The 21,167-nt window shown below is 59.0% G+C and carries 23 protein-coding genes and 1 pseudogene; 17 read left to right on the top strand and 7 right to left on the bottom strand.

Annotated features, from left to right (window positions below; translation table 11 throughout):
- Positions 1-6 precede the first annotated feature (6 nt).
- The 3 genes from J0H39_22645 to J0H39_22635 are packed head-to-tail and all read right to left on the bottom strand — an operon-like array spanning position 7 to position 1,671.
- Positions 7-807, bottom strand: a complete 801-nt coding sequence (locus J0H39_22645; GenBank protein MBN9499566.1) for a sulfite exporter TauE/SafE family protein — start codon at positions 805-807, stop codon at positions 7-9.
- Between the two features lie 19 nt (positions 808-826).
- Positions 827-1,348 (bottom strand): rhodanese family protein, encoded by a 522-nt coding sequence (locus tag J0H39_22640; protein ID MBN9499565.1) that lies wholly within the window; start codon positions 1,346-1,348, stop codon positions 827-829.
- Entirely contained in the window at positions 1,345-1,671 is a 327-nt protein-coding gene (locus tag J0H39_22635; GenBank protein ID MBN9499564.1) for a winged helix-turn-helix transcriptional regulator, read from the bottom strand. The genes J0H39_22640 and J0H39_22635 overlap by 4 nt, the downstream gene beginning before the upstream one ends.
- A 318-nt stretch (positions 1,672-1,989) precedes the next feature.
- Here J0H39_22635 and J0H39_22630 point away from each other — a divergent pair, with 318 nt between their 5' ends.
- Positions 1,990-3,492, top strand: coding sequence for a multicopper oxidase domain-containing protein (locus J0H39_22630; GenBank protein ID MBN9499563.1), 1,503 nt, complete (start codon positions 1,990-1,992; stop codon positions 3,490-3,492).
- Between the two features lie 130 nt (positions 3,493-3,622).
- Here J0H39_22630 and J0H39_22625 read toward each other — a convergent pair whose 3' ends face one another.
- The 4 genes and pseudogenes from J0H39_22625 to J0H39_22610 all read right to left on the bottom strand — a co-directional run bounded on the left by J0H39_22625 (position 3,623) and on the right by J0H39_22610 (position 5,772).
- Positions 3,623-3,823 (bottom strand): metal-sensitive transcriptional regulator, encoded by a 201-nt coding sequence (locus J0H39_22625; protein MBN9499562.1) that lies wholly within the window; start codon positions 3,821-3,823, stop codon positions 3,623-3,625.
- 134 nt (positions 3,824-3,957) lie between these two features.
- A pseudogene (locus J0H39_22620) lies at positions 3,958-4,706 on the bottom strand (hypothetical protein).
- A 176-nt stretch (positions 4,707-4,882) separates the two neighbouring features.
- Positions 4,883-5,416: a cytochrome b gene (locus J0H39_22615; protein MBN9499561.1), complete on the bottom strand. Its 534-nt coding sequence runs from the start codon at positions 5,414-5,416 to the stop codon at positions 4,883-4,885.
- Between the two features lie 41 nt (positions 5,417-5,457).
- A complete protein-coding gene (locus tag J0H39_22610; GenBank protein ID MBN9499560.1) occupies positions 5,458-5,772 on the bottom strand; it encodes a hypothetical protein in 315 nt (104 codons plus the stop codon).
- A 178-nt stretch (positions 5,773-5,950) separates the two neighbouring features.
- On the opposite strand from J0H39_22610, the gene J0H39_22605 reads away from it, so the two are divergent.
- The 16 genes from J0H39_22605 to J0H39_22530 all read left to right on the top strand — a co-directional run bounded on the left by J0H39_22605 (position 5,951) and on the right by J0H39_22530 (position 21,135).
- Positions 5,951-6,922 carry a rubrerythrin gene (locus J0H39_22605; GenBank protein MBN9499559.1) on the top strand — a complete coding sequence of 324 codons (972 nt, stop codon included), beginning with the start codon at positions 5,951-5,953 and terminating at the stop codon, positions 6,920-6,922.
- A gap of 495 nt (positions 6,923-7,417) precedes the next feature.
- A complete protein-coding gene (locus J0H39_22600; protein MBN9499558.1) occupies positions 7,418-8,062 on the top strand; it encodes a response regulator transcription factor in 645 nt (214 codons plus the stop codon).
- A gap of 175 nt (positions 8,063-8,237) precedes the next feature.
- Positions 8,238-8,660: a sensor histidine kinase N-terminal domain-containing protein gene (locus J0H39_22595; protein ID MBN9499557.1), complete on the top strand. Its 423-nt coding sequence runs from the start codon at positions 8,238-8,240 to the stop codon at positions 8,658-8,660.
- Between the two features lie 16 nt (positions 8,661-8,676).
- On the top strand, positions 8,677-9,390 hold the full coding sequence (locus J0H39_22590; protein MBN9499556.1) for a hypothetical protein: 714 nt from the start codon (positions 8,677-8,679) through the stop codon (positions 9,388-9,390).
- Positions 9,391-9,512: 122 nt separating this feature from the next.
- Entirely contained in the window at positions 9,513-10,112 is a 600-nt protein-coding gene (locus J0H39_22585; protein MBN9499555.1) for a phosphatase PAP2 family protein, read from the top strand.
- Entirely contained in the window at positions 10,102-10,356 is a 255-nt protein-coding gene (locus J0H39_22580; protein ID MBN9499554.1) for a PilZ domain-containing protein, read from the top strand. The genes J0H39_22585 and J0H39_22580 overlap by 11 nt, the downstream gene beginning before the upstream one ends.
- Before the next feature lie 392 nt (positions 10,357-10,748).
- Complete coding sequence (locus J0H39_22575) at positions 10,749-10,895, top strand: hypothetical protein (protein MBN9499553.1); 147 nt, start codon at positions 10,749-10,751, stop codon at positions 10,893-10,895.
- Positions 10,896-11,040: 145 nt separating this feature from the next.
- Positions 11,041-11,835: a hypothetical protein gene (locus J0H39_22570; GenBank protein ID MBN9499552.1), complete on the top strand. Its 795-nt coding sequence runs from the start codon at positions 11,041-11,043 to the stop codon at positions 11,833-11,835.
- Positions 11,836-12,433: 598 nt separating this feature from the next.
- Positions 12,434-12,724, top strand: coding sequence for an FtsX-like permease family protein (locus J0H39_22565; protein ID MBN9499551.1), 291 nt, complete (start codon positions 12,434-12,436; stop codon positions 12,722-12,724).
- Between the two features lie 495 nt (positions 12,725-13,219).
- Positions 13,220-13,738: a chromate resistance protein ChrB gene (locus J0H39_22560; GenBank protein MBN9499550.1), complete on the top strand. Its 519-nt coding sequence runs from the start codon at positions 13,220-13,222 to the stop codon at positions 13,736-13,738.
- A complete protein-coding gene (locus J0H39_22555; protein ID MBN9499549.1) occupies positions 13,731-14,999 on the top strand; it encodes an MFS transporter in 1,269 nt (422 codons plus the stop codon). The genes J0H39_22560 and J0H39_22555 overlap by 8 nt, the downstream gene beginning before the upstream one ends.
- Complete coding sequence (locus tag J0H39_22550) at positions 14,977-16,089, top strand: efflux RND transporter periplasmic adaptor subunit (protein ID MBN9499548.1); 1,113 nt, start codon at positions 14,977-14,979, stop codon at positions 16,087-16,089. Before J0H39_22555 ends, J0H39_22550 begins: the two co-directional genes overlap by 23 nt.
- Positions 16,086-19,289 carry an efflux RND transporter permease subunit gene (locus J0H39_22545; protein ID MBN9499547.1) on the top strand — a complete coding sequence of 1,068 codons (3,204 nt, stop codon included), beginning with the start codon at positions 16,086-16,088 and terminating at the stop codon, positions 19,287-19,289. The genes J0H39_22550 and J0H39_22545 overlap by 4 nt, the downstream gene beginning before the upstream one ends.
- Before the next feature lie 525 nt (positions 19,290-19,814).
- Positions 19,815-20,021, top strand: a complete 207-nt coding sequence (locus J0H39_22540; protein ID MBN9499546.1) for a hypothetical protein — start codon at positions 19,815-19,817, stop codon at positions 20,019-20,021.
- A 4-nt stretch (positions 20,022-20,025) separates the two neighbouring features.
- The gene (crcB, locus tag J0H39_22535; protein ID MBN9499545.1) at positions 20,026-20,406 is read left to right on the top strand and encodes a fluoride efflux transporter CrcB; all 381 of its coding nucleotides are present in this window, start codon (positions 20,026-20,028) and stop codon (positions 20,404-20,406) included.
- Between the two features lie 96 nt (positions 20,407-20,502).
- The gene (locus J0H39_22530) at positions 20,503-21,135 is read left to right on the top strand and encodes a 2,3-bisphosphoglycerate-dependent phosphoglycerate mutase (protein ID MBN9499544.1); all 633 of its coding nucleotides are present in this window, start codon (positions 20,503-20,505) and stop codon (positions 21,133-21,135) included.
- Positions 21,136-21,167 lie beyond the last annotated feature (32 nt).

Below are 21,167 nucleotides of genomic sequence, written 5' to 3'. Positions count from 1 at the left end.
AGATGTTCAAGCCGCGAACAGCGTCACCGTTCCGCGCGCGACGACGTAGAGGCCGACCAGAATAACCAGGCCAGCGAACGTCAGATTGAGTGACCGCTTCCTTGCTGCGAGCGCTTTTCCGAACGCCACACCGGCGACGCCGCCAACCAGGCCGCCGAGAACGAACAGGCTGGCAATCGGCCAGTCGATCATTCCGGAGATTGCATAGCTCGCTGCAGTTGCTGCCCCGAATGCTGCGACGGCAACGAGAGAGGTGCCGATCGCCATCGTCAGGGGCATCCCGGTCGCAAGCATGAGGCCGGGCACGATCAGGAAACCGCCTCCAATTCCGAAGAAACCCGACAACAGTCCGACCGCAAAACCGATGCCCAGCAGCAGCGGTAAAAGCTCGCGTGCCGTTGTCATCGACAATCGCACCTCCCGATTCCCCGCCGTACTGCGGCTGCGCAGCATGGTGATTCCCACGATGATCATCAGCGCGCCGAACAGGACCAGGAGTTTCTGCCCATCGAGCGCTTTGGCCACCGTAGAGCCCGCAACCGCCCCGAACACGCCGGCTGACGCAAAGACGGCCGCACAGCGCCACTTCACATTTCCGGCGCGGGCATGGCTCACCACGTTGCCGAGTGCGCTCAGTGAGACCGCAATAGCACTTGTGCCGATAGCGACATGTGGCGACGTGACCCCGACAGCGTAAACCAGAAGAGGAACTGCGAGGATAGAACCGCCGCCTCCGACAAGGCCGAGCACCAGACCAACAATTCCGCCCGAAATCGTTGTCGAAATGCCGACGGGAAAGTCCATCATGGCTCAGCAACGCTCCCTGTTACGCCTGAGCCATTCGATTCCACGGAGCAAACGCGAGAATTCGGGCCATAACGCAGGTGCCGGTGCTCCCTGCGAAGATCAGACCGGCGCCGACGAATCCCGATAGGGCGTAGAACCCCGGATGCAGCAGCGCGCCCAAACCAACGCCAAGAACCACGAGACTGCCTGCCGCGATCTGCACCTGCCGCATTATTTCGATCGGCCGGCGGGTATCCTTGAGAACCGGCAGCCCGGCCGCTTTCCAGGCGTTCAGTCCGCCACGTAGAATGTGTGCGTCGCCGCCGGCAGCGACCGCGAGCTTTTCCGCCGCTGCACCGGTTCGGCTTCCTGACCGGCAGTGAAAGATCAGCAGCTGCGCCTCGTGCCGATCCAGCGGAGCGGTAAGGCGGGACAATGGAACAGGCTTGGCATTTGGGATACGCTCGCGCGCATGTTCGTCCGGTTCGCGCACGTCGATGAGCAAGGCCCCCTCTTCATTGATCAAGCGCAATGCTTCCTGTGGATCATGATGTGTGGTCATTTGCGTTTTCCTGATTTTCTGACCGGCTTACAAAACAGCCGATGAAGCGTTGCAAAAAGCTCTTCAATCCGCCCGTCCGCGATTCGGTACCAAACCGTGTGGGAATCTCGTCGAAACGTGACGATTCCCTCGTCGCGCATTTTCGCAAGATGTTGAGACAGCGCGGATTGGCTAATGCCGACTGCATCGACGAGGGAACCCACGGTCGCTTCGCCGTATTCGACCAGCTGGCAAAGAATCATCAACCGACGCTCATTCGCGAGCGCGCGGAGAATGCCCGCCACTTCCATGGCGCTTTTCTCAAAGTCCGCGAGATTCAGCATAGTCGTCACTTTGTCACTTGCATTGCATTAGTAATTGCTAATTTAGTGTGTTATGATATTAATTCAAGAGGCCTCGTGCAGATGCCAGTCCGGATACTCTATTCGCGTCACGGAAGGTGGCCGAAACAGGCCTTAAATGCGCGTTAGCCGCAAAGGGACGCCTGGTCGATATCTCGGATGACCGTTGGGTTCTTCTCCCGCGATTGAGCCCAGGGTTCTGATATAATATTAGATATTGCTAATTTTTTCGGCCGCCATATCTGTTTCTCATCAGCACGTGGGCGTTCGAATGACATCCATTGAACCGCAGGCGTACCGATGAAATTCAACCGCCGATCCTTTCTTGCCGGTGCTGGGGTTATCGGCGCAGGCGCCTTCACGTCCTATTATGCCGATTGGACCGCGGCGGATGCGGCAGCGGAACGGCAGCCCCTGCGGATGCCTCCACTTATTGACGCGCGGAAAGAAGGCAACGCGGTTGCGCTACGCGTGCAAGCGGGCACGACTGAATTCTTTCCGGGACGAGCGAGCGCTAGTCTCGGGTACAGTGGGAGCTACCTTGGTCCTTCAATCCGTGTCTATCAGGGGGACGACGTTGAGATTGCCGTGACCAACACGCTGAACGAAGACACCACGGTTCATTGGCACGGCCTTCTCATTCCAGCCGAACTCGATGGCGGACCCCACCGGATCATCACCGCTGGTAACGTCTGGCGTCCGGTGCTGCCTATTCGCCAGCCAGCCGCCACGCTGTTCTATCATTCCCACGTTCACGGGCGGACTGGAGTGCAGGTGTATTCCGGGCTGGCAGGCTTGCTGCTTGTTACCGATGAGGCCGAGCGGGCTCTTGCTTTACCCTCTGAGTACGGTGTCGATGACCTTCCCGTGGTCATTCAAGACAGGCAGTTCGAGGACGGGCTAATGGTGGTCCCGCAAGGAATGATGACGATGATGCAGGGACGTCGTGGCAATACCATCTTGTCCAATGGCACCCCGAACGCCACGGCGCGTGTTCCAAATCGATTGGTGCGTCTGCGGCTCGTAAATGGGTCTAATGCCAGAATCTATGACCTTTCGTTCAGCGACAATCGAACGTTTCACTGGATCGCAAGCGAGGGCGGTCTTCTCGATCGCCCCATCAGCGTCAGCTCGCTCACACTTGCGCCGGGCGAGCGCGCCGAGGTGTTGGTGGACTTTTCGAATGGCCAAGCCGTGTCCCTCAAGACGGCTCCGGACACCAACATGCCGATGATGATGGGACCGCTGGCAAAAGCACGCAATTTCGCGAAGGAAATTCTTGGCGGTCAGGGCGAGACAGTATTGCAGTTTGACCCCGTTGGAGGCCATGGCGCGCCTAGCAAGATTCCAGAGCGCGTTGTGGAACGGCCGCGTGCGGATCCGTCGAAAGCCAACACACGACGCCGATTTGTTCTGAATATGGGGATGGGTGGAATGGGCATGGGGGGTATGATGGGCGGAGGGACGGACTCGGGTGGCGGCATGGTCATCAACGGCCGTCCGTTCGATATGAACCGCATCGACGAAAAAGTCCGGCTGGGTGATACTGAAATCTGGGAAGTATCGGGAGAGATGATGTTCCACCCCTTCCATATTCACGGAGTGCAGTTCGAGGTCCTTAGTCGCAACGGCGGCAAGCCGATTCTTCGCGACGCCGGTACTCGTGACACCGTAGTCATTAGAGAGCCGGTGGAATTGCTCGTGCATTTCAATCAGCCTGCCGAAATAGCGCCATTTATGTATCACTGTCATATCCTGGAGCACGAGGACAACGGCATGATGGGACAGTTTCGCACAATCTGACATCGATCGAATAGCTGCACCGCCGTTCCATTCGATCCCTCTTTCCAGCCATGCGACCCCGTGCCTGCATGCTCATTGGCGGGGAGTGCATAGAAGCCCTTACCCGCCAAGATGGAACTTGCATCGCCGCTCATCGTTCCGTCCGGCCAATGACGGCCATCAATTCGGCGACCTTCTTTCGCTGGTCTACTTTGTCGCCACTCGCGATGGCGTGTTCGACCCAGTGGGAGACATGGTCTTTCAGGACTTCTTCCTCGACCCGCCGCAGCGCGGCACGGACCGCTGAAATCTGCGTGACGATGTCGATGCAGTAACGCTCCTCCTCCACCATCCTGGAAAGGCCGCGCACCTAGCCTTCGATCCGGCTGAGGTGTTTTTGACAGGGCTGGTCCGACAGGGCAAGCTGCTCGATTACGTTTATGTTCCCACCTCTATTCGGCTCTCGCCTGGATGCCTGCCAGCCCTCTACGGCAGCAGCAGTATGCAGGCGACGATAAACGCCGCGAGAATTGCCGAGATAGAAGCGGCTAAAGGCCATGCCGCCGTCAGCAAGCGGCTTATCGAGCAGGTCGCCCACGGTGGCTCCCAGTGGCCGCGTAAGGATGAACGCACTCCAGAACAGCAGGGTGCGTGATACATTTGTATAGAAATAAGCTCCAGCAATCACGACAAGACCGGCACCGAATACGAGCGCACCCCTTTCATAACCGAGCCCGGTCGTGTCAGCCATCCAATCACCGAGCGCCGTACCCAGGTTTGAGAAAACAGAATAGCGCCCCAGTAGAACATCTCGATCTTCGGCGAAATTCACGGTGTCGACGGATACCGAGCCGGCCGACCAATACCAAACGCCTAGGGCTGCCATGAGGAACAGGAAAAGGATCGATGCGCCGCCGGCATAACCGATGCCGAGCGATCGGTCCGCAAAATCGGCCATGGTGGACCCCGCGGTCGTGGTTGCAACGATTACGCCAATAAAGGAACGGGTGGAATTTCTTCGCGGATACCTGTGCGGCGATGGCTGCAACGAAGATGCTGATAAAAATCGCGCTGCCGATTGCGTAGCCAAGATGCATCGACATTAAGACGGCATCACCGGCAGTTTCGCCGAGCGTCGTGGCGGCGACCTTGATGATCCAAAAACCCAAAGTGACTACCGGAACTTTGCTTGCATGAAGATCGATAACACTGACTGTTTTGCGAGGAGCTTCCATTATTTGATCAACCTTGTCGTTAATCCGGGAACCGTAGGCCAAATTTTGTCGCACCTATTCCGCTGCGCAACGAGACTAACCGAAGCGCGAACGTCTGGCTGCAAGTGCCTGAGAACAGTTAGCCCGACAGAGTTAGGAGCGAATTAGCCCGCCGCCTTGACAGGAGCCCGAAGTGATCATGACCCGGGAAGCATTCGCTGCATGATCCGGTCGCGCAAGACGAAGACATGTATGAGGGCTGCAATAACGTGAATGCCGATGGCGATGAGCAGTCCCCATTCGGCTGTTTGATGCCAGCCACCGATCAGGCGGCCAGCGACGGATTCGGGAGCGGTCAGCATCGGCAGCGGCACAGCGAAAAAGAATGATATCTGCCAGCCCCTAAACGATGCAAAGAACCAGCCTGTCACGGTGGTTGTAAAGACCAATCCATAGAGAAGCCAATGAACGTTCTCTGACATGAGACGCTGCCAGCGCGGCAGCGTATCCGCCGGTGCGACAGGGTGGAACAGACGCCATACAAAGCGCAAGACGATCAGCATCAGGATGATAAGCCCGATCGAGATGTGCAAAGTCATGGCTTTTCCGGGCGTCGCGCCCCGCCGAATGTCGGGCATCAGCCAACCGATCGGGAACTGGACCAGGAGGAGCGCCACGATCATCCAATGGAAGACCTTGGCGGTATTTCCGTAGCTGAGTTGTTTTGTCATTCGGCAATCTAAGTCTCAATGAGAAGGAATGGATCGCAGTCTCAGTCTGCCTTCTTCTCGGCCTTCTCCGCCGCTTCGACGATATCCCCGTCGGTGAACAGAATGCCCTTGAGAATCTCTCGCCACTCCTTCTTGCGTCGAAGTAGAAATTCCAGGTCCATGCCGAAATGCTTGAACTCCTCCTTTTGGGCATTTTCCATGATCGCGCGAGCTTCCTTGTCCTTCTCCAGTGAAATTCGCTGCTCATACCAGCCGATTGCCTCGGCTTCTTCGACAAGCCCGGTGATCATCCGCGCAAAGGTGCGTGTCTCCGAAGAGAGTTCTGCAGCAGGCTCATGATACTGTTCGGTGGCCATACTCGGTTCCTATGATCGTTGGTTGAGAGAGTCCATTTTTGGCCGCACTACGGGTTACATCGGTTTATGCAGCTCCGCGAAGACGGGGTGCCGTAACGACAAAAAGAAGGATTGATCGCGGCGCCGCTCCCCCCTATACACGATTTAGAATCATTCTAAACAAAATAATGGGTGCGTCGTGAAAAAATTTGCCGATCTGTCTGAGCGCGAAGTTTTGGCTGTTGCCATTTCCGGCGAAGAAGAAGACAGCCGCATTTATATGAGCTTCGCCGAAGATCTCAGCGAGCGCTATCCGGAGTCTGCCAAACTGTTCGAGGGGATGGCAGAGGAGGAAAAGGGCCATCGTCATCTCCTGCTCGAAATGTACGAAAAGAGCTTTGGTCCGAATCTGCCCCCTATTCGGCGCACCGACGTGAAAGGCTTCCTGAGACGCCGTCCGGTTTGGTTGACGAAGAACTTGTCGCTCGACGTCGTCCGCAAGGAGGCGGAGATCATGGAGTTCGAAGCGCAGCGCTTCTATTCCAAGGCAGCGGAGCAGGCTACCAACGTGGGAGTCCGAAAGCTCTTGGGGGACCTGGCGGAAATCGAGAAAAGCCACGAAAGCCTGGCGGCAAAGCTTACCGACAAGATTCTCACGCCGAATGTCCGCGAGGAGGAGGACAGGACACGCAAACGCATGTTCGTCCTTCAATATGTGCAGCCCGGCCTCGCCGGTCTGATGGATGGTTCGGTCTCAACTTTGGCGCCGCTTTTCGCTGCAGCCTTCGCCACCCATCACAACTGGCAGACGTTCCTGGTAGGTTTGGCGGCATCAATCGGAGCCGGTATCAGCATGGGCTTTGCGGAAGCGCTGTCGGACGACGGCTCATTGACCGGGCGCGGCTCGCCATGGTTGCGCGGGGGGATCTGCGGGCTAATGACGACGCTGGGAGGACTGGGTCACACGATCCCCTATCTCGTTCCCGACTCCTGGCAGAACGCGTTTTGGATCGCAACCGCCATCGCCGGTGTCGTCGTATTCTTCGAGCTTTGGGCGATCGCATACATCCGGGCCCGATACATGGACACGCCGTTCCTCCAAGCCGTTTTCCAGATTGTGCTCGGAGGCGCGATTGTGCTTGCGGTCGGCATTCTTATCGGAGCCGCCTAGTGTCGGCGTGAAGTGAGCATACCCGACCACCCTCGTCAGCACGGGTGAAGACGCTCGGGCGATAGCCGCCGCGGCATTTAAGCGGCGATCAAGGACGGAAATCGTCCAAGGCCTGGTTGCGGGTGCCGTGTGACACAGGGTTTGTTCGCGAGATTGGTCGCGGACGCATCTCCAGCTGAACTGCGCGTCACAGCGTTCGGCTACTTCTATCGGCCGGGCTCTCGATGGCCGTCGCCGGTGTTGTCGCGGGACCGTTGTGGGATATTCATGGTCAGCCGCCAGTTTTCTGGCCGGGGCATTCTTCATTCTCTTTAGTAGGTCTGTTTATGATGCGTGGCGCGCTTAATAATGCGCCGGCGGAGTGACCCATCCCGACGGAACGAGGCCCAACCGTCGCTCATGCGGCTCGACTGCGCCGATTGCAAGATATTTGATTGACAGCAATCAGACGCCTCTAATCGCTATCGACGGTTTGTCGTTTGACGGAAGCAGCATATGCGAATTCTGCTAATTGAGGACGACCCGATGATCGGCAAAAGCCTGGTCCGTGCGTTGCGCGATCAAGGCATGTCCGTTGATTGGACAACGAGCGGCATTGAGGGCGAAGAAGTATTGGCCGTCGGAGGCCACGCGCTGGTGCTGCTGGATCTGGGGCTGCCTGGCAAATCAGGACTGGATGTTCTCAGGACCGCGCGAGCGGCCGGAAACAAAATTCCTGTCGTCGTGCTGACGGCTCGCGACGACCTGGACAACAGGATCGCTGGTCTGGACCTGGGAGCCGACGACTATATCACCAAACCATTTGAAGTACGCGAACTCGTCGCACGCATGCGCGCCGTCATGGGAAGGCAAAGCGGTTCCGCCAGATCGGTGCTCGAAGCAGGTGGGATTACATTAGATATGGAGACTCATGAAGTGGCCTTCCGAGGCAACCACGTCCTGCTTCCCGCTCGCGAGTTCGCGCTGATGCGAGCTCTGATGGACAGACCCGGCGCTATCCTGTCTCGCGAACAGATCGAGAAGCGGCTCTACGGCTGGGGCGAGGAAGCGGAAAGCAATGCGGTCGATGTCTTGATCCACTCGGTCCGCAAAAAGTTTGACAAAGACATCATCCAGAATGTCCGGGGGCCGGGTGGATGATCATCAAGACCTCGCCATGAAATCCTTACGAAACACTGCGCTTGTGTGGATGACCTCGCTCCTGACAGTCGTGGGGATATTAGCAGTCGTGATTTCGTATCAACTGGCGTGAAACGAGGCCGCAGGCTTCCTCGACAGCCAGGTACGTCAGATCGCACTCAACGCCGGCCAGGGATTGGTCGCCGACGCGGCACCCCCGGCAGACTACGATCCGGAGGACGACTTCGCTATTCAGATATGGGACGCTGCGGCAAAGAAGATCAGAAATTCTACCGGCGAAATAGAGGTGCCTCTTCAGGCAAGTCCGGGCTTTGCGACAATTTCGGCAAGCGGCGAAGAGTGGCGAGTCTACACATTGGGCGATGCCCGACGTACCGTGCAGGTCGCACAGCGCATGGTCGTTCGACAGGAGCTTGCCGAGAGCGCTGCGATCGCCGCGGCCGCGCCGATCCTGACCGTCATTCCGTTGACCTGGCTCGTTATTGGCTGGTCGCTTGGCGGCGTAATGGGAAGTTGGCGCAGCTTGCGCAGGCGATCGCCGATCGCGGCGGCGATAGCAAGGAACCTCTCTCCGTCGAGGGAGTGCCGAGGGAGGTGAGGCCCCTGTTGACGCGATGAATATTTTGATTGGACGTTTGCAAATCGCGCTCGATCAACAGCGGCGCTTCGTTTCCGATGCCGCGCATGAATTGCGAACGCCCCTGACGGCACTGCAGCTTCAGATCGAGAACTTGTGGAACGATGCCCCCGTTGGGAAAATCGGGCAGGCAGCTTTGGAATTGGGCAACGGGATCCGCCGCGCCTCGGTCCTGCTGGAACAACTTCTCCGGATGGCGAGGTTCGAAGCACCTGTCGGGCTGGAGCATTGGGCACGGATCAGCTTGTCGGGCCACATAACCGAATGCGTGGCCGACCAGATGGCGATCGCGACCGGCAAGGAGATCGATCTAGGCATCGTTGCGCGGGATCCCGTTGAAATCTCGGGCGCGCCGAGCGAACTGAAGATTCTTTTTGGAAACCTTCTGAACAACGCAGTCCGCTACACTCCGCGCGGCGGGATGATCGACGTCTCGGTGCGATTTGCGCATGGCAACGCCGTTGTGGAGTTTGTGGATTCCGGCTACGGGGTGGCGGAGAGCGATTTGCCTCGCCTTTTCGATCAATTTTTTCGGGCGGCTCCGGCTGAAATCGATGGCAGCGGATTGGGGCTTACGATCGTGCACGCGATCGCCAGGCGTCACGGATGGGTCGTGACGGTCGAAAACCGGACCGATCGCTCGGGCATGATCGCGCGGGTCACCGGGCCAAGCTTCCTCATTCCCTCCTAAGTCTTCGCGACTACTTTGGGCCAGTAAGTCCATCCTTGCTGATGGATCGCTATTGGAATTCTCCGTGATGTTCGAAGCGTTGACCGATCGCCTTTTCGACGCAATCGCGGCAGCGCCAATGCTTGCAGGAGGGAGCCTCACCTTCGCAATGTTGTGGGCTCAATCTGCTGTGTATCTCGGTCCTTGGCCTGCTCGTCCTCCTCTGGATTTTTGGGGCGCACGCCGAGCGGCGGGCTGCCGTCGATGCCGGCTTTTCGTCGCTTCTGGCGTTGATGACGGCGGTCATCGTCTCGTCCGTATGGATGCATCCTCGTCCCTTCACGGTTCTGCCAATCCGCAACTATCTCAATCACGCTCCGGACAGTTCCTTTCCAAGCGATCACAGCACCCTGTTATTCGCGCTGGGCTTCGCACTCTTGATATCCACATCCAGGCCAGGTCGTCAGTTTGGAGCTCTGGCTGTGGTTCTGGGCGTCTCGGTGGGCTGGGCTCGAATCTTTCTCGGCGCTCACTATCCATTGGATATTGTCGGCGCTGCCGTGGTAGCCGCGATAGCCGTATTGGTCGTTGCATCGCCGGGGGGCCGCACAATTGGCGCGCGCCTGACCGTTTGGGGGAGCATCTTTTTGGCTGGTCGATCGCTAAGAATCTACGGCAACGCTTTTAAAAATCGAAGTCCCGTCTTCGATCTGAAACTGTTTGGCATGTCAAATGAACGATAAGCGGACTGCATCGCGACATCGCGTTTTCAAAGCGGGGAAAATAGCATTTGATGGTGGTGTGATCGATTGCACCGTTCGCAACCTTTCAAAAACCGGCGCGGCGTTGGAAGTCGAGAGCCCCGTCGGCATTCCTCACAAATTCACCTTGGTGATCGAATCGGATCGCATCCGGCGGGGTTGCCATGTCGTTTGGCGGAAGGAGCGGCGCATTGGTGTCGTGTTCGACAACGACCCGGAAAACTGAAATATGGTTCGCGCGGAAACCTTGCCGTGTGGAACAAAGTTGAATTTTAAGCAATCTCTAAATGCCTTTTCGATGAGTCCCTCATTCGCCCCTAACAATTGATGGCTACAGACCCCTGACGGTGGCGACTTACGGCATCCAGGAAATCAACATGCCACAGCTTGCGAACAATCTATCCCGCGCGACCTTGATCGGACTTACTCTTCTGACCGCGACCGCTTCGTACGCCATGGGCGGCAGCAGCCTCGCAAAGGAAGCTGCGATCACCCTCGATCAGGCCCGCGCCGCCGCAACGAAGGCGCAGCCGGGCACAATCGGGGGTCACATTAACGAGTGTTCCTTCGGGGCCGGCCATCGTCATCTCATACGCTTCGAATTCGGATGCAAATCCGGTGACCAATAAGGCGATCCGTCTGGAGAACGAACGTTACTTCTTCTGGAAGGGCGGTAAGCTTGCCACCTTGACTCTGTCGGCGCCATACGGCGCGGACAACGCCGATCAGTGGCTCCTGATGGCGAAGAGCTTTAGGTGGCTCTGATGATAACGACCACGACGACGCAAAGCTGCGAATATCGTTGCAACATCGTCTGCGTCATTTGGCGACCGCAAGGCTTCGCGACGAAGCTGGCCGTTCGCTGCGCGATGAGAGAGCTGCAAACTGAACAATCAATGGGGCGCATCCTATGATCGCGATGGAAAATCAGCGTGTTTCGACCATGCTCAACAAGGTTCCGGAAATCACTATCTCGTTCTGGATCATCAAGGCCATGGCCGTGACCGTCGGCGAGACGGCCGCCGATTTCCTGAACACAAATCTGGGTTTTGGACTCACGGTCACCTCGTGGATTATGAGTGCGTTTCTTGCCGTCGCACTGATCGTACAGTTCGCGCGCAAAAAATATGTCCCGTCGATCTACTGGATCTCCGTCGTGCTCATCAGCGTCGTCGGCACCTTGACTACAGATAATCTCGTCGACAACCTCGGCATCAGTCTCAAGGCGACCACGCTCTTTTTCGGCATGGCGCTGCTCGTCACATTCGCCGTGTGGTATGCGGTTGAGCGAACACTGTCGATCCATACAATCTATACGACGCGCCGCGAAGCGTTCTACTGGCTCGCTATTTTGCTCACCTTCGCTCTCGGCACGGCGGGCGGGGATCTCACAGCAGAAGGGCTGGGGCTGGGTTACGCACAGGCGGGACTCATATTCGGCGCGCTAATCGCGGTCGCCGCATTCGCCTACTATTTCCTGAAGATGGATGCGGTTCTGTCATTCTGGCTCGCCTATATTCTGACCCGCCCGTTGGGAGCTTCGTTCGGTGATCTGCTTTCGCAGCCGCTCGACAAGGGCGGACTGGGGCTCGGCGCGACGCTCACCAGCGTGATCTTCTTCGTATGCATTTTCGGCCTCATTGTTTTTATGACTATCAGACATGGCAATCGCGGATTGTCCTATAAAGCATCCGGTCAAAGCTGAAGTTTGCATTCAGATCCGGCGACCTTCAAACGAGCACAAGTTCGTTTGAAGGTCGCCGGGTTCGTGCAGGGCCTGGTGTTCGTGTCCTCCGGCGATAGCCATTGGCTTGAATATGGGTCGGATTCCGCGATCCATCCGCGATCAGAGGCAGACGGGAGTCTGCGAGCAGCCGAACCCCTCATTCGCCACTAAGTCCCGACTATTATGTTTTCGAACAGGCACCTCGCACGAGAAACCGACATATCTCAAAAACAATGTGAATCCGGATCGCGCCAATGGTGCGTCCAAAAAGTCAGAACGACCGCCGGAGGAGGGCTTTGATGGCGGCCGTCGCTCTGGCCACCTCCCCGCGCGTTCTTCTTGCCGATGAGCCCACAGGGCAAGTCGACGCCGCGACAGAGGAGCGCGTGCTGGATCTTCTTGGCAGACAACGCGCGGCCGGGACTGCAATTTTGATTGCGACACATAGCTAGGCGCTCGCCGGACGGGCGGACCGGGTCATTCGCCTCGAAGACGGACGTATTGTCGATGCCTAAACCATTCATCCAAGCGATCGACGTCGCCAGGACTAGCGGAGCGCAAGCGCAGTTTCACGCTCCTGACCGCGCTCGGCGCAACACGCTCGCAACTCGGAGGATTCTTATGGGTCGAAGGACTGCTCGTTGTCGCCGGCGGCACGACCCTTGGACTGATCACAGGATTCACGATCGCGGCGGCTATGGTGGCGATCCTCGCAGGTGTGTTCGATCCCCCTCCGGAAGCCTTGTCGGTTCCCTGGCTGTATTTGATGGTCGCGATCGTCTCAAGCTTTGCTTGCGGCGCCATCGCAATCGCCTTGATGCAAACGCGTTCCAGCAAGCCTGATCTCGAAGCGCTTCGCGCCGGATAGTGTTTGCATCAAAAGGGGCAATTCTTGCTGTCACGATTGGATCGTTTCCAGTCAAATTTGCGAACAATGCGATGAGCGACGAGTGCGCCAAGCACGATAAGTTCGCGAACCAGCCACTATCTGTCCCCCGGCTAAAGGCATGCGCGGCGTTGTCAGCAGGCTCACCACATAGGCCAGCGCAAACATAGAGGCGAACGTGACCGGCATCCACCGCCAGCCTGCCGTTTCACGCCAGATGGCGAGCGTCGACGCGCATTGCGGCGAAGATATACCGCGTCAGCAGTGAAAACGCGGTCGCTAGACATTTGAAGAGCCATAAGATGAATGCAACAGGTGTTGCATTCATCTAGCCTTCCGGATATGCAACAGGTGTTTTAACAGGGGAATATTCTGATTCCAAATCAGTGGCTTCTGTTCTTGGGGCAACTTCCTGCCGCTCCCTCCAGCGGGCGCGTGGCACTGTGGCGCCGTCTTCGTGCCGCCGGAGCCGCCAGCGTGCTGAACGGGGCCTGGATTCTAACGGTCACGGACGAGCACAAACTGCTCTATGCGCAACTCGTCGAGATGGTTCGCGCGCAAGGCGGCAGCGCCACCGTTTTTGCGACCGCTGCAACCAGCGACGAAGAAGAGCGCGCCATCGTTGCCCGGTTTCAGGCTGACCGAGCACGCGAATACGACGAGTTTGCCGAGCGGTCCGGCGAATTTCTTGCCGAGATCGAAAAGGAGACCCGGCGCCGGAAGTTCACGTTTGCAGAGCTTGAGGAGATTGAGGATGACCTCGACAAGCTTTCTACCTGGCTCTCCAAGATCAAGGCGCGCGACTTTTTCCCCGACGCCCGAATGCAGCAGGCGAATGAAACGCTCGAGACCTGTGGCACCGCTTTGCGAACCTTCGCCGACGCGGTCTATGCGCAAGAGGGCATTGTAGACGCGGCTGATGACCGCACTGGTTCGTCGGATACCGCGACTCCGAATCCCCCTCTCAAGAAGCGAGGGAGACCGCGGGATGGCTGACCGGGTTCTTGCCGCCTCCACGTTAGTTCGAGACCTGCCGCGCGGAATCTGGGCGCTTGGGTTCGTCTCGATGTTCATGGACCTCTCATCCGAGATGATCCACGCTCTCCTGCCGGTCTATCTCGTCACCGTGCTTGGAGCCTCGACGCTCATGGTCGGGCTCATCGAGGGTGTTGCCGAAGCGACGGCGATGATCACTAAAATTTTCTCCGGCGCGCTGTCAGATTGGCTGGGTCGCCGCAAGCTGCTGGCCGTTATCGGCTACGGTCTTGCCGCCCTCACCAAGCCGATCTTCCCGCTCGCAACGACGATTGAATGGGTCGTGACCGCTCGCTTCCTTGACCGGGTGGGCAAGGGAATTCGCGGGGCGCCGCGCGACGCGCTGGTGGCCGATCTCGCGCCCGCTCCGTTGAGAGGAGCAAGCTTCGGTTTAAGACAGTCCCTCGACACGATCGGGGCCTTCCTCGGCCCGCTGGCCGCAATCGGGCTTATGCTTTTCACCGGCGACAATTACGCCGCGGTGTTCTGGATCGCGGTCATCCCGGCGTTCATCGCGTTTGGCCTGATGGCGTTCGCCGTGAAGGAGCCGGAACGTGTTGGTGGCGTTGCTGCAAGACCCAAGCCGCACTTCGCCGATGCCAGACGGCTCTCGCGGCCATTCTGGGCCGTGGTGGCGGTTGCGGTAGTGCTGACACTGGCTCGGTTCAGCGAAGCCTTTCTGGTTCTCAGAGCGCTGAACGTAGGCCTCGCCATTGCGATCGTGCCGGTCGTCATGGTCGTTATGAACATCGCTTACGCGTTCGCGGCTTATCCGGCGGGCGTACTGTCGGATCGGTTCGGGCGTCAGGGCGTCCTGATCGTCGGCGTCGCCGCACTCGTGATCGCTGATCTGCTTCTGGCACTCACGACATCGGTGTCCATCCTTCTGCTCGGCGTGATGTTTTGGGGCCTGCACATGGGCCTAACGCAAGGGCTGCTTGCAACGCTGGTGGCCGACACCGCGCCTGCCGATCTGCGCGGAACCGCGTTTGGAGTTTTCAACCTCGCAAGCGGAATTGCCCTGCTCATCGCCAGCGTGGTCGCCGGAGCGCTGTGGGATGTCTACGGACCGGTCGCGACCTTCCTGGCCGGCGCAGCGTTTACCGCCATCGCTTTGGCCGGTCTGCTCGGCTTACGAAAGCAATTCCGGAAGGATTTCAGCGAGCACCTCATCAACGTAGAGCAATCGGAAAATGTCGATGGATATGAGCATGACCGGTGATGAGCACAAGAACCCCGGTGGACCTGGACGTCGTGTCGTTCGGCTTTTGGTTATCCTGGCGGCGGTCGGAGCGCTTGGCGCGCTTGTCGTTTGGGGGTTCCTCGCCGGACGAGGCGAAGCGGTGTTGGAAGCCGAGCGAGAACGTCCGGTCAAAGCTCCCTTGCGCGTGTCGGATAACGGCCGCGATCAACCCGTCGTGACGCTCGACGCCGCAACGCGCCAGCAGAACGGGATTGAAGTCACCAAACCAAAGTCGACCCAGTACCAGGATCAGGTCCGCGCCTACGGGACCGTGCTTGACCTCGACAAGCTGGTCACGCTGGACAACAGTTATGTGAGTGCCGTCGCTCAGCTTCAGAGCGCCCAAGCCAGGATCGTTGCATCGAAGGCGGCCTTCGAGCGTGCGCAGGCGCTTTCCAGGGACAAGGTCACGACCCTGGCACAACTCCAGACGGCCGAGGCCACGTTCCGCGCCGATCAAGCTGGCGTCGCTACAACAGAGGTTCAGGTCAGGACGCTAAGGGCGACGGCACTGGAAGAGTGGGGAACGGTGATTGGCAAGGCGCTCGTCGAGGGCGACCCATTGGTGACCGCGCTAATCGAGCGCCAGACTTTCCTGCTTCAGATCACGCTACCTCCAGACAAATTCATAACCCGGGCACCGAACGCGATGGTCCAATTCGGTGCAAGCGCCACGCGCCATCAAGTCCAATTCATCTCGCCCGCCACGCAAACGGACCCGAAGATCCAAGGTCTGAGTTTTTATTATTCCGCGGATGCCGCGAGTAATCTGTTGCCGGGCATGAACGTCCTTGCATTCTTGCCCGCCGGTGCTCCCATCGACGGAATCGAAATTCCGGCCTCCGCCGTCGTGTGGTGGACGGGGCGCGCCTGGGTCTATTTGCGCACCGGCGCGGACACGTTCACCCGCCACGAAATTCCAACCGATGTGCCCGCGCCCGGAGGCGGCTTCATCGTTTCCGTCAAGAGCCTCCCACAACCCACTCCGGAGATTGTGGCACAGGGGGCGCAGATCTTGTTGTCCGAAGAATTCCGCGCGCAGATCCAGGTCGGCGAGGACAACAAATGACGCAGGCAACCCCCGGTCCCTCAACGCCGTCGGGCTTGCAAGCGAATGTCATCGGCTTCGCGATCCGCTTCCGCGGCATCGTCGTGGCTATGGCCTTGGTGCTGCTCGGCTACGGCGTCCTCTCGGTTGTTCGCGCTAAATACGACGTCTTCCCGGAGTTCGCACCGCCCCAGGTCGGCATCCAGACCGAGGCGCCCGGCCTTACGCCAGAACAGATCGAGGTTCTCGTCACCCAGCCGATCGAGAATGCCATCAATGGTGTCCCCGGCGTGCAATCGTTGCGGTCCACCTCGATCCAGGGGCTCTCCGTCATCACGGTTATCTTCGCGCCCGGAAGTGACATCTATCGGGATCGGCAAGTGGTGGCCGAGCGTCTGGCGGTCGCCGCACAACAGCTCCCGGCGGGGACGGGGCCGCCGGGAATGACGCCGCTGACCTCTTCGACGAGTACCATCCTTGTCGCCGGGCTCACCTCCGACACGCACTCGCTGATGGATTTACGCACTATCGCCGATTGGACGCTGCGCCTGCGGCTTCTCGCCGTGCCGGGCGTCGCCAAGGTCGCGGTGTTCGGCGGCGATCTTCGTTCGCTTCAGGTTCAGGTACATCCGGACCAGCTCATTCGCTATAATCTCACCCTCACCGACGTTCTGACCGCGGCGAAGAAGGCGACCGGCGTGCGCGGTGCGGGCTTTATCGACACAACCAATCAACGCATCGTCTTCCAGACCGAGGGCCAGTCACTCCAGGCGGAGGATGTTGCTCACACTGTTCTGCTGAACCAGGGCGCTTCGAGCGTGCTTCTCGGCGACGTCGCCGAGGTGGTCTATGCGCCGGAGCCGCCGATCGGCGGCGCGACGATTATGGGCCAACCCGGCGTAATGCTGAATGTCTCGGGGCAATACGGGGCCAATACGGTCGAGGTGACCCAGCGCGTCGAAGAGGCGCTGGCGAGCTTGCGGCCGAGGCTGGAGAAGGCCGGTATTAAATTTCACGGCGATCTTTTTCGTCCGGCCAACTTCATCGATACGGCCACCAACAATGTCCGGGACTCGCTGGTTCTTGGTGGCATCCTCGTCATTGTGGTGCTGTTTCTGTTCCTGTTCGATCTACGCAGCGCAGCGATCGCCTGCACAGCGATCCCGCTGTCACTGCTTGCCGCCGTCATTGTCCTCGACGCTTTGGGGCAGAGCCTGAACACAATGACCTTGGGCGGGCTCGCGATCGCCATCGGCGAAGTCGTTGATGATGCGGTGATCGGCGTTGAGAACATCGTCCGACGTTTACGCGAGAACAGGCGTTTGCCGGAACCTCGGCCGGTGGGCCGGGTCGTACTCGACGCCTCGCTCGAAGTGCGCGGCGCTGTCCTTTATGCGACCTTCGCGGTTATCCTTGTCTTCTTGCCCGTGCTGACATTGCCGGGTCTCTCCGGCCGGTTCTTTGCGCCGCTCGGCATGGCCTATATCTTCGCCATTCTCGCATCGCTTGTCGTGGCGCTGACGGTGACGCCGGCGCTCTCGATGCTGCTGCTCGCCGGCCGCGGACGAGGGGGCGAAGGCGCGGGTGCGGTCGCCCATGATAGAGAGCCGCCCGTCGTTCGCTGGACGCGCGGGCGTTATGAGCGAATTTTAGGCGGCATCGCCATCCATCCGCGGATGGCGATCGCCGCCGCTCTGGTTTTTACCGTGGCCGGTTGTGCCGCCCTTCCGTTCTTCGGTAGCGCCTTCCTGCCCGAACTCCAGGAAGGGCATTTCATTCTTCACATGTCGGCTGTGCCCGGCACTTCGATCGCCGAATCCGAGCGCCTCGGTGCGCTTGTGACCAAGGCTTTGACCGCGCTACCGATGGTGCGCTCGGTCGCCCAGCACATCGGCCGCGCCGAGAAAGCCGACGACACCGCGGGCACGCATGAAAGCGAGTTCGAAGTCGACCTCAAATCCGGATTATCGGGCGACCAGACGGAAGGAGCGCAGGCCGACGTACGCAAGGCGCTCCGAGGGTTCGCGGGAGTCAATTTCGCGGTCACGCCATTCCTGACCGAGCGCGTAGAGGAAACCTTGTCAGGCTACACGGCTGCCGTCGTCGTCAACATCTTCGGCGACGATCTCGACACGCTCGATCGCGCGGCACGGGACGTCGCGCGTACCGTTGGGGGTATCCAGGGTGCGACGGACGTGCAATTGCAATCGCCGCCTGGCATGCCGCAGTTGACCATTCGACTCCGGAAAAAGGACGTGGAGCGCTGGGGCTTCGATGCGGTGGACGTCCTCGATTTGGTCCGCACCGCCTATCAGGGCGATGTTGTGGGCCAGAGCTATGATGGCAACCGGGTTTTCAACGTCATCACGGTGCTTGACGCCGAGAGCCGCAATAGTATCACCAAGGTCGGTGACCTCGCGCTACGCGCCCCGAGCGGCAGCTATGTGCTTCTCAAGCAAATCGCGGACATATACGAAACCGCCGGGCGCTATCAGGTATCTCATCTCGGTGGCCGACGTCTCCAAACGGTGACGGCGAACGTTGCCGGCCGTGACGTCGCCTCGTTCGTGCGGGATGCTCAGGCCGCGGTCTCTGCCAACGTAGAACTCCCGAGCGGGGTCTACGTGGAATTCGCCGGTTCGGCGCAGGCGCAGGCGCAATCCCGGCGCGACCTGCTGATTCATTCGTCGATCGCCGCAATCGGCGTGGTGCTGCTGCTGTCGATCGTAACGCGCAACTGGCGAAACCTGCTGCTCGTTCTCGTCAATCTGCCCTTCGCGCTCGTTGGTGGCGTGCTGGCGGTATTTGCGACCGGAGGCGTACTCTCACTCGGTTCGATGGTTGGTTTCGTGACACTGTTCGGAATCACGCTGCGCAACTCGATCATGATGATCTCCCACTATGAGCATCTGGTCGAAACTGACGGCATGCTTTGGGGTCTCGAAGCTGCAATCAAAGGCGCCGGCGACCGGCTGACGCCGATCCTGATGACCTCGCTCGTTACTGCGCTCGGTCTCCTGCCTCTCGTGATCGGAATGGGAGATCCAGGCCGTGAGATAGAAGGCCCCATGGCGCTCGTGATCCTGGGAGGCCTGCTGACCTCGATGACCCTGAATTTGCTTGTCTTACCCACCCTAGCCCTGCGCTTCGGGCGGTTCGAGTCGGCCGTCGATGAACTCGGCGGCGGTTCGCCTGAATTGGCGAAACAAAACTCGAGCTAATATCTTACCAGTACCCGCAGCCGAATGTTTCCGGAACGAGCGAACTCATCGGCCATCTGGTGCTCTCGACCCCCGCAATGAGCGCGATCGATGCATTGTCGAGCCACGTCGAGCCGGATGAAAAGGCCAAACATTCCGGCGGCTACCCGTCCTCTGAATATAACGACAATATCGACGCGATCCGAACGAGGTCACGTTTCGGTCATCACACCCATCCTCCGACCCTTCGCAAACCCGTGCGACGGCGGCGTGGAGCGTCGACCGCTCTTCTAGGAACTTTATGCTTTCACTGGGACGATGGCCGGACGGCGCGTCGAGCATCGAACTCGGATCGATCGTTGACCGATTTGGTCGGAGCGACTAGTGTTGGAGTACAGATGGGGATGGAGTCCCCCGATACCCGCCCGTCGTGGGCTGATGACTCCTGCTGGGATGGGGCTGCAAAGCTCCGTCATGGCGGGAGCTTTGTTTAACCCGCCATAGGCGGGTTTTTTGTTGCCCTTCGATGATTGCAAGGGCAGCCGCATGGACATTCTTACCAGGCAATTGCGCGAATGGCTTAAATTGATCGCGGGCGATGGCTTTGCCGCGTCAATTCTTGCTGCCGTCGCCGCGGTCTGTTTTCTCGCGTTCGGATTGGGCGTGGCCTACGACCTCGTCGGCGGCCTGCTTGTCCTCGGACTAGTCACCGCTATCTTCGAAGCGCGGTCGCGCGCGAAGAATCGAAGATAGCGCGATGCAAGCGTATCTGATCGTGTTCCTTGGCGCTGGCATCGGCGGTGCTTTCCGACATGGAGTCAACGTCTGGTCCGCTCGCGTCTTCGATCTGAATTTTCCCTACGGCACATTGATCGTCAACATCGTGGGGTCGCTGGCGATGGGTTTGATCGCCGGCTATTTCATGGCGAGCGGAAGCGCCTCCCAGCACTGGCGGTTGTTTCTCGCGACCGGCATTCTTGGCGGCTTCACTACCTTTTCGTCGTTCTCGCTCGACGTCGCCCTGCTTTATGAGCGCGGCGAGTTGGTGGTCCTCGCCTTTTACGTTCTGGCTTCGGTGTTGGCGTCTGCTACGGCGTTGTTCATCGGACTCTGGGCGACGCGGAGTTTAATTTCTTGAAAGGGTTACATCGGCAAAGGCATGTCGCGAGGGACGCCGTTTGGCCGACGCAAAGGAGCGCGCATGTCCTTTGACAATCCTGCTACGCAGCCATCGATCGACCGGCGTCTCGTCCTCGTCCGGCACGGCCAAAGCGAGGGAAATCTGAAGAGCATCTTCACTGGCTCGCGCGATCTCGGTCTGACGGAACGGGGAATTGCCGAAGCCAGCGGTGTTGCGCAACGGTTGCAAGCGTTGGATGTTCGGTTCGATATCGCCTTCACTTCAAGGCTTCGACGGGCATGGCAATCGTGTTCGATCATCCTGGAGAACATGGGGCAAGCCAATGTACGGCAGTGTCGCAATGCCGCACTCAACGAGCGAGACTACGGCGATCTCACCGGTCTGAACAAGGATGAGGCTCGAACGCGTTGGGGCGACGATCAAGTTCATCTGTGGCGCCGCTCCTATGATGTAGCGCCGCCGGGCGGAGAGAGCCTGAAGGATACGTCCGCACGAATATTGCCATTCTTCATCCAAACGATCTTGCCCGCAGTCATGCGTGGCGACAGGACGTTAGTTGTCGCCCATGGAAACAGCCTGCGCTCGCTGGTCATGGTTCTCGACAGGCTATCGCCCGAATCTGTCACCTCGGTCGAGTTCGCGACGGGCGATATTCATCTTCATCGCCTCGCTGCCGATACGACCGTCGCGCAAAGGCAAGTCTCACTGGCATCAGGTGAAACATGACATTTCCCACATTCGTATCGGCAATGCCGATC

It is taken from the genome of Alphaproteobacteria bacterium, assembly GCA_017308135.1.
Taxonomy (GTDB): Bacteria; Pseudomonadota; Alphaproteobacteria; order CACIAM-22H2; family CACIAM-22H2; genus Tagaea.
This window is presented reverse-complemented; position numbering and strand designations above follow the sequence as displayed.

Coding starts and splice junctions, on each gene's coding strand:
- J0H39_22625 (MBN9499562.1), bottom strand. CDS start 3,823: ATGGTGGAGGAGGAGCGTTACTGCATCGACATCGTCACGCAGATTTCA.
- J0H39_22600 (MBN9499558.1), top strand. CDS start 7,418: ATGCGAATTCTGCTAATTGAGGACGACCCGATGATCGGCAAAAGCCTG.
- J0H39_22545 (MBN9499547.1), top strand. CDS start 16,086: ATGACGCAGGCAACCCCCGGTCCCTCAACGCCGTCGGGCTTGCAAGCG.
- J0H39_22570 (MBN9499552.1), top strand. CDS start 11,041: ATGATCGCGATGGAAAATCAGCGTGTTTCGACCATGCTCAACAAGGTT.
- J0H39_22540 (MBN9499546.1), top strand. CDS start 19,815: ATGGACATTCTTACCAGGCAATTGCGCGAATGGCTTAAATTGATCGCG.
- J0H39_22610 (MBN9499560.1), bottom strand. CDS start 5,772: ATGGCCACCGAACAGTATCATGAGCCTGCTGCAGAACTCTCTTCGGAG.
- J0H39_22550 (MBN9499548.1), top strand. CDS start 14,977: ATGGATATGAGCATGACCGGTGATGAGCACAAGAACCCCGGTGGACCT.
- J0H39_22590 (MBN9499556.1), top strand. CDS start 8,677: ATGAATATTTTGATTGGACGTTTGCAAATCGCGCTCGATCAACAGCGG.
- J0H39_22615 (MBN9499561.1), bottom strand. CDS start 5,416: ATGACAAAACAACTCAGCTACGGAAATACCGCCAAGGTCTTCCATTGG.
- J0H39_22580 (MBN9499554.1), top strand. CDS start 10,102: ATGAACGATAAGCGGACTGCATCGCGACATCGCGTTTTCAAAGCGGGG.
- crcB (MBN9499545.1), top strand. CDS start 20,026: ATGCAAGCGTATCTGATCGTGTTCCTTGGCGCTGGCATCGGCGGTGCT.
- J0H39_22555 (MBN9499549.1), top strand. CDS start 13,731: ATGGCTGACCGGGTTCTTGCCGCCTCCACGTTAGTTCGAGACCTGCCG.
- J0H39_22635 (MBN9499564.1), bottom strand. CDS start 1,671: ATGCTGAATCTCGCGGACTTTGAGAAAAGCGCCATGGAAGTGGCGGGC.
- J0H39_22640 (MBN9499565.1), bottom strand. CDS start 1,348: ATGACCACACATCATGATCCACAGGAAGCATTGCGCTTGATCAATGAA.
- J0H39_22630 (MBN9499563.1), top strand. CDS start 1,990: ATGAAATTCAACCGCCGATCCTTTCTTGCCGGTGCTGGGGTTATCGGC.
- J0H39_22645 (MBN9499566.1), bottom strand. CDS start 807: ATGATGGACTTTCCCGTCGGCATTTCGACAACGATTTCGGGCGGAATT.